The organism is Streptomyces sp. NPDC005728 (assembly GCF_040630895.1).
GTDB lineage: Bacteria > Actinomycetota > Actinomycetes > Streptomycetales > Streptomycetaceae > Streptomyces.
Window position 1 is genome coordinate 1 of sequence record NZ_JBEXYL010000201.1, and the last position, 7,273, is coordinate 7,273.

The following is a 7,273-nucleotide window of genomic DNA, read 5'->3' on the forward strand; positions in this document are numbered from 1 at the left end:
GGCGGGGCCGCGGTTGTGGACACGGGCGCCCAGGTCGAACTCCTGGCGACGGGGGACCATGACCGGGAGGACGACCTCGCCGTACAGGTCCGAGATGGGCGGTGGCGGCGGCGTCACGGTCACCGCCGCGAACACCTTCCGCACGCGCTGGTTCGAACCGTCACCGATGTACAGGTCGCCGGAGGGTGCAACGGCCACTCCGTAGGGGTAGTAGAGCCGTTCGCCCACCGCCGGGCCTCCGTCGGTGACGTACCCGGCGACGCCATTGCCGGCGACGGTGGTGATGATGCCGTTGGTTGTCACCTTGCGCACCCGGTGGTTGTTGCCGTCGCCGATGTAGAGGTTCCCCGCCCCGTCCACGGCCACGGCCGCGGGGTAGTTCAAAGACGTGGCGACGGCGGGTCCTCCGTCGGCGACGTACCCGGCCTGGCCGTTGCCGGCGACGGTGGTGATGATGCCGTTGGGTGTCACCTTGCGCACCCGGTGGTTGTAGCGGTCGCCGATGTAGAGGTTCCCGTCCTGGTCCACCGCCACCCCCCAGGGATAGTGGAGTTTGGTGGCGACGGCGGGGCCTCCGTCGGAAACGAATCCGGCCTGGCCATTGCCTGCGACGGTGGTGATGATCCCGTTGGGTGTCACCTTGCGCACCCGGTGGTTGGACTGGTCGGCGATGTAGAGGTTCCCCTCCCTGTCCACCGCCACTCCGAGCGGGTAGTTGAGCTTGGTGGCGACGGCGGGGCCTCCGTCGGAAACGAATCCGTTCTGGCCGTTGCCGGCGACGGTGGTGATGATCCCGTTGGGTGTCACCTTGCGCACCCGGTGGTTGCCGTAGTCCGCGATGTAGAGGTTCCCCGCCCCGTCCACTGCCACGGAATACGGGCTGTTGAGTTTGGTGGCGACGGCGGGGCCGCCGTCGGAAACGAATCCGTTCTGGCCGTTGCCTGCGACGGTGGTGATGATCCCGTTGGGTGTCACCTTGCGCACCCGGTGGTTGCTGACTTCGGCGATGTAGAGGTTCCCCGCCCCGTCCATCGCCACGCCATAAGGGTTGTAGAGCTTGGTGCCGACAGCCGGGCCGCCGTCCACGACGAATCCCGCTTCGCCGTTTCCTGCCGCTGTGATGATTGTCCCGTCGGGGAAGGCTGCTGTGGCGACGGCTCTGCTGGTTGTCATCGTTGTTCCTCCTGTTGTGGTGCGGGGCGCGGCGCCGGCCGGTGTTCCCGTGAAGGCGGGCCCCGGGCTGTTACAACCGCGCTCGGGCTGTGCCCGACGCGCGGAGTGTGAAGGGGTCGGCAATGCGCGGGAGGCGACCGCCGTGGCGCTCGGCGCGGCACCGTCCCAGGGGCGCAGCAGTCAGGGGACCTTCACCCAGGCGTCGGTCGCGGTCCGCTCTCCCGGCAGCCGCAGAGCCAGCCGGTCCAGCGCGATGTGGAGCGGCCGGTCGGCAAGGACTGCGTCTGTGCGGCGCCGGGGCAGCAGCTTGCACACGGACACCCCGGCCATGAGCAGGGTCGTGGCGGCCACCACGGTGGCGAGGGTGTCGAAGCCTGAGCGGCGCCGACAGGCGAGCGTGGACGCCCCGCCGGCTCCCAGGGCACTGGCCAGTGGCACGCCTGCGTACACGGATCTCCCGCCTCCTCTCCCGCCTGTTGTCCCCACACGCCGCCATCGCTGGGGCGGCTATCTGTGATGGCGTCTTGGGCAGCGCGGGTCTCCTCAGGTCGCGCACCAGCGCTCCTCGCGCCGCCGGGCCATGTCCCACAGGGAGCGGACGTAGACCGCGTGCTGGAACAGGTCGTAGACCAGTTCGATGGCGAGGGTGCCGGCGAGCAGCTGGGACTTCAGGCCCGTGCCGCGGGCGGTGACGACCTTCTCCGCGACGAAGACCAGGCCGACGGCGGCCCAGAACGGCGAGAACTCCGGGCGACCGCGGGCCAGCATCCAGGCGGTGAAGACGAGATACAGCGCCAGGGCCAGCACCGACAACCCCATGAGCGCCTGGCGCACGAAGTACGGGGCGGTGACTCTGGTCCAGCCGTAGTCCCGCAGGTTCTCCAGGGCCCCGCGCTGCCAGCGCATCCGCTGATGCCACAGCTTGGGCACGGTGGCCATCACTTCGGTGACCACCCGGCAGCCGGCGGGCGAGACGGTGCGGTAGCCGATGGTGCGCACGGCCTTGGTGATCTCGTCGTCCTCGGTGAGCGAGGCCAGGGAATAGTACGACGTTCCGCCACCGATGAGACCGTCCAGGCGTGCCTGCCGGATCTGCCGCAGGGTGGAGACCCGGAACACGGTCGCGGTCCCGGTGAGCACATCGGCCCGGTAGCCGCGCCGGGCGATCTCCCTCGCGTAGCGCTGGAACTCGATCCGCTGCAGGACGCCGAGCAGTCCGCCGCCCATCTCGCCGTAGAAGATCCCGCCGACCGCCCCCACATCCGAACCTATCGCCTCGACGGCGCTGGCCACGAACGATGGGACCAGGGTGGTGTCGGCGTCCTGGACCAGGATGAGGTCGTCGCCGGCCAGCCCGTGCAGAACCTGGTCCAGAGCCTGGTTGAGCGCCCCGGCCTTCTTGTGGCGGTTGCCCGCGGACTCCACCACCGTCGCCCCGGCCCGCCGGGCGTTGTCCGCGGTGGCGTCGGTGCAGTTGTCGGCCACCACGACAATTCGTTCCGGCTGCCGGCTCTGCGCCCGCAGGGCCGCGATGGCCGCGCCGATGCGGCTGGCCTCGTTGTGCGCGGGGATCAGCGCGACGATACGGCGCACCGCCGTGCTGCCGGCAGATGGCCGCACGCGGGCATGATGCGTGCGTCTTCGCATAACCGTGCTCCTGACCGCGCGCACGCATCACCGAGCGCACGAAGGTCTGTGCCTACAGAAGGGACCGGGCCTTCAGAGGGCGCGGTGTACAGGGACAAGGGCCCGACGGGCGGGGGCCGTCACGCACAGGCCGTCCCTCGGCTCCCGGGCCGCAGCCATGCCGGCCCTATGCACTAGGTGGGTGGTATCCAGCGAACTGCCGGACGGAATTCCATCCGGCATATGCAGCCCTTCCACCAGGCGCAGGCGTACGCCAGGACTCCTCACCCGGCTGGGGCGGGGGCTGCCGAAGCACGAGCGGGGCGAGTTTCCCGCTCCGGCGCACTCCCCCCGGCAGTACGCGCCCCCCATTCGGGTCAGCCCTGACCAAGGCAGTGTTTACGCCGACGCAGCATGCTGAATAGGAGGACCGAGTACCCGATCGCCTTCCGTACGGTCCGAAGACGTCGGCCTTCGTCCGCGGGTCCTCCGGGCTTCGCACGCTGTCCTCACTGCCTCGATGCCGAACGTAAGCGTCGCCTGAAGCGCGGCACGGTGGGGGCCGCAACGGTGAGCCAGGCGTTGACACGGATGAGGTTGATCGCGGCGCCCGTGAGCTGGTGCTGGAGGGTGGTCTTGACGAGTCCGCGGTAGCGGGATCTGCGCAGGCCGAAAGGTTTGCAGGCACGCATTGACGTCACCGTCTGTACCGCATATCGACGCTTGCGGTTGCGTTGGTTCGGATTTCGTGTTGATCTCGAAATGAGGTAAAGCGGGCCAGTTATCGATTGGCCGGAGAAGTCCCTGCGTCGGATGAGTAAACGGCAGCGAACCGTGACGTTACAGTACCTAGCTAGGAGCCTCACATGACAACGCAGTTGACTGAAGCCGACTCGTTTTCCGTCATCGAACCATTTATCGCGCGGGAGCCCACGAATCCGAATTGGAAGCTCCTCGGAAGCGCTCAACTGATCGAGGGGTGCTTGCAATTGACTTCGGCGGAGGGCCACAAGGCGGGAGCGGCACTGCTCGACGTTCCGTTCAACTCGGAGCGGGGGGTCTCCGTCGAATTCGATTACGCAGTTGACGGAGAACAGGGCCCACTGGGTCAAGGTGACGGGTTCTCGGTCTTTCTGATCGACGGTGCACAGACGACCGACGTCGGACGCGCCGGCGCAAACCTCGGATACGTCGGAGTCAAACACGGATACGCAGGAATCGGTTTCGACAACTTCGGAGGGTTTGCGTCCGCTCAGGTCGGCGCCGGCGGATCGTCAGGTGTCGGGCCTCAACCCAATATTCTGGCGGTGCGCGGTGCGACGAGCACTGATCACAAGCTGCTTACCAGCAACAGGGTGCCTGGTGGGTTCCGTGGCGGTTGGGATGCGAAGAACCACGTGGAAGTGACGATTGTCAATGGCGTGTTGAGTGTGCGCTGTTCCAGCGCCGCAGACGCTCGCGGGGCAGTGATGCTCGACAAGTTCGATCTCAAATCGGCTGCTGGTCAGGCCCGGATGCCCTCAACACTCAAGCTGGGTCTATCCGCCGGGACAGCGGACTCGTGGGCCTCGCACCGCATCAGGAACCTCAAAGTCCGACAGGCCTCTCAGCCAATTGATGCCATCATCGGCCAGCATCGCCCCGTCACCACCCGGCCCGGCGCCCAGTGGCTCTACCCGGCGGTCCGGCTGGCCAATGCTGACAACCACACTCTGGGTGCCGAACCCGTCACCATCACCGTCCCGCCCGGACTGCGCTTCCTGGAGGACTCCGCTGCCTTCATTCGCCAAGTGGACGAGCCCGCCGAACACATCGTCCCCGGCAAGCGAAGCCCGGACCAACGCACCATCACCCTGCCGAACGTGCCGTTCGAGCTCGCCCCCGGCACCTGGGCCGTGATCTTCGCTGCATTGGAAGTCGCCCCGGAGGCCGTACCGGGGGTGTACCCCGTGCTCTTCGAGGTGGGCAGCCCAGTCATCATCGAGGCATCCAGCGACGTCACGGTCGTCACCGCCTAGGTGTATTGACCCGCAGCGTTGTTCACGCGGCTGATCGGTGGGTGGCCGGAGGCCGCCAAGAAGACGGCGGCGGTTCCGGCGCAGGCTCGGCCCCGGCCGGGGAGGGCGCGGCGCCCAAGCCCCGGCGCCCAAGCCGTCCAGGAACGGGGTCGGCGGCGGGGTGCCGCTGGCGGCGGAGGTGCTGACGGTGCACGCCGCGTTCCGCCCGGAGTTGCGCATTGCGCGAGGCGATGCGGGAGACCGCGCACACCGAGCCGCCCAAGACGCTGGTGACGAAGGCCCTCAAGGGCCGGACCGCCGGGCAGCTGGTCGACCGGGTGCTGCGGTGCTGGACGACGCACCGGTACGCGGCGAAGTTCGAGGCGGGCCGGCTGGACCGTCCGGTGGGCGCGGCGGTGGCCATGCTACGGCACGGCGAGTGCCCCGATGAGGGGTGCGAGGACGGCACCGTGCTGGAGAGCGGCGAGGCGTGCGTGCTGTGCATCGAGCGCGGCAAGGACCACAAGGCCGACCACGCCACCGCGCGGAAGCCGGCGAAGGAGGCGGCGGACGCGGCTGCCCGGCGCGCTGCCCGCGCCGTGGTGTGCCCGTCATGCGAGCAGGACCGGGGCACCGAGGGCGCGGCCTGCCCGGGGTTCATGTCCGGGATGGAGCGCGACATCGCCGCCCTGGCGGCCGCCCCGCGGGAGTGCAACGACGCGCGGGGCCCGGGTGCTCGCCGAGGCGGCGGCCGCGCGGGAGGAAGCCCGGCAGGCCGGGGCGGGACAGCTCGGCGAGCTGGCGGCAGCGCAGATCGCGGCACGAGCTGCGGGCCGGAACGCGCACCAGATCCGCCTGGCGGCCCTCGGCAGTGACGAGCACCTGCCGCCGTCTCCGAGACCGGAGGCGGCTCCGACCGCGCCTGCTCCCCGGGGGGAAGCCGGTGGGATGCTCCGGTGATCGCTGGGACGGCTCGCCGCACAGGCCGTCTCACGGAAGCCCCAGACGGCCTGTGCGGCGTTTCGCCGAGGCGCGCAGAACGCACAAGTACGAGGACGGCCTGGCCGCCGCGCACTGACAGGACAGGAAGGGCCGCCGGGTCCTCCCCTCCGCCGACCCTCCGACACCAGGTTCCCCAGGTGGAGGTGCCGGCCCAGTACGGGCCGGGCGATCAAGCGGCACGCGACAGCTCCACCGGGCACAGCTCGCCCACTAACCGTCTCCGGCCCGGATGAGTGCATCGTCGATCGCTCGTTCGGACGCTAGGGCGCGCGCCGCGTGGGCGGTTCCCTGCGAGCTCGGCTATCCCTGATGGTGATGTAGCTGCCGCACCAAGACCTCCAGGAGGACACCGTGACCGGGCCGAGACTTACAGAGGACAACGTCAAGGAAGCGCTGAACGCGGTGGCCGGCTATACGGGCAGGGGCACTTCCTCTAACGGCTTCCACCTCAACAGGGCCAACCTGTTCGCTCCCGAAGGTCTGCGCCTGGTGAAGAAGGTCACGGACCACTTGAACGAGACACTGGACGAGAAGGACCGCTAGGCCACCGCTAGGCCTGGCCTAGGCCATCCAGGAGGCTATGGGGCGCGGACAGAGTGGGTCCGGCGACCCTCAGTTCCCTGGGCGATGCGCCTGCGAACGGAATCGGTGGAGCATCACCGACGCCGTGGTACCGCGACGGCGGTGACACTGTGCTTCTTCCAGGGTCCGCACCCGCGGCTTGCGCTGTGGGCGCGGATGCCTCGCCGGCTTTCAGATTTGCACTCTGCCGCAGGGCATCGGCCCTGCGGCGGCTGCCGCTGCCCTGCTGCTGGGGTGCGTCCCAGCCAGGTCGTTTTCACGCGCGCGGCAAGGGGCTGACACGCCTACGGGTCCCACACCCGGTCGGGTACCGGCCTACCGGCCTACAGCGCACCCGAGGCCGCCGTGGCCCATGTTCTGCCGGCTCGCCGAGGTCAGCCGGCAGCCGGCATAGCTAACGCGGCGACGTCCGTGGGGGGCATGTCCTCGCGGAGCCGTACGAACCGCGCCGGGTGCCGCCAGGCTCCCCGGTCCTGGGCGGTGTCCACGTCGATCTCCGCCACCAGCTGGGGCTGGACGAGGATGACGTCGAGCGGTGTCCGTGATCCCCAGGAAGTCGTGAACCGTACGCCTTCGCAGGGATGGCCCGGCTGGGCCGGGGCCAGCTGGCCGGTGAAGCGCCGGGCAGCTTCGGGGTGCAGCGGAGTGCTGCGGGCGATGAGCCGCAGCTCCCCGTTCTGGTCGTAGCGGCCGAGCAGCAGGGTCTGAGGGAGGTGCAGGGTGCCAGTGACGGCGCCGACGATGCCCTCGGTGGTGTCCCGGCGGCGGATCTTGTACCTTCTCTGCACTAAGGCGTGCTTGAGATGTTGATCTTCATTGTGGAACGATCTTCGGATGGCTCGTGGAGATCTGACAGACGAACAGTGGGTGCGCCTGGAGGCGGTGTTGCCGCC

General features: G+C 69.0%; 8 protein-coding genes. 3 read left to right on the forward strand and 5 right to left on the reverse strand.

Annotated features, from left to right (window positions below):
• The 4 genes from ABZ471_RS46985 to ABZ471_RS47000 form a co-directional block, all read right to left on the reverse strand.
• Positions 1-1,173 (reverse strand): NHL repeat-containing protein (locus ABZ471_RS46985; RefSeq protein WP_359075291.1); only part of this gene is annotated, 1,173 nt, incomplete at its 3' end.
• Between the two features lie 180 nt (positions 1,174-1,353).
• Positions 1,354-1,623 (reverse strand): hypothetical protein, encoded by a 270-nt coding sequence (locus ABZ471_RS46990; protein ID WP_359075292.1) that lies wholly within the window; start codon positions 1,621-1,623, stop codon positions 1,354-1,356.
• Positions 1,624-1,716: 93 nt separating this feature from the next.
• Positions 1,717-2,793 carry a glycosyltransferase family 2 protein gene (locus ABZ471_RS46995; RefSeq protein WP_359075293.1) on the reverse strand — a complete coding sequence of 359 codons (1,077 nt, stop codon included), beginning with the start codon at positions 2,791-2,793 and terminating at the stop codon, positions 1,717-1,719.
• 515 nt (positions 2,794-3,308) lie between these two features.
• A complete protein-coding gene (locus ABZ471_RS47000) occupies positions 3,309-3,665 on the reverse strand; it encodes a transposase (RefSeq protein ID WP_359075294.1) in 357 nt (118 codons plus the stop codon).
• On the opposite strand from ABZ471_RS47000, the gene ABZ471_RS47005 reads away from it, so the two are divergent.
• The 3 genes from ABZ471_RS47005 (at position 3,666) to ABZ471_RS47015 (ending at position 6,341) form a co-directional block, all read left to right on the forward strand.
• Positions 3,666-4,817 carry a hypothetical protein gene (locus tag ABZ471_RS47005; RefSeq protein ID WP_359075295.1) on the forward strand — a complete coding sequence of 384 codons (1,152 nt, stop codon included), beginning with the start codon at positions 3,666-3,668 and terminating at the stop codon, positions 4,815-4,817.
• 218 nt (positions 4,818-5,035) lie between these two features.
• On the forward strand, positions 5,036-5,671 hold the full coding sequence (locus ABZ471_RS47010; RefSeq protein WP_359075296.1) for a hypothetical protein: 636 nt from the start codon (positions 5,036-5,038) through the stop codon (positions 5,669-5,671).
• 478 nt (positions 5,672-6,149) lie between these two features.
• Positions 6,150-6,341, forward strand: a complete 192-nt coding sequence (locus ABZ471_RS47015; protein WP_359075297.1) for a hypothetical protein — start codon at positions 6,150-6,152, stop codon at positions 6,339-6,341.
• 413 nt (positions 6,342-6,754) lie between these two features.
• Here ABZ471_RS47015 and ABZ471_RS47020 read toward each other — a convergent pair whose 3' ends face one another.
• Positions 6,755-7,168 (reverse strand): hypothetical protein, encoded by a 414-nt coding sequence (locus ABZ471_RS47020; protein WP_359075298.1) that lies wholly within the window; start codon positions 7,166-7,168, stop codon positions 6,755-6,757.
• Positions 7,169-7,273 lie beyond the last annotated feature (105 nt).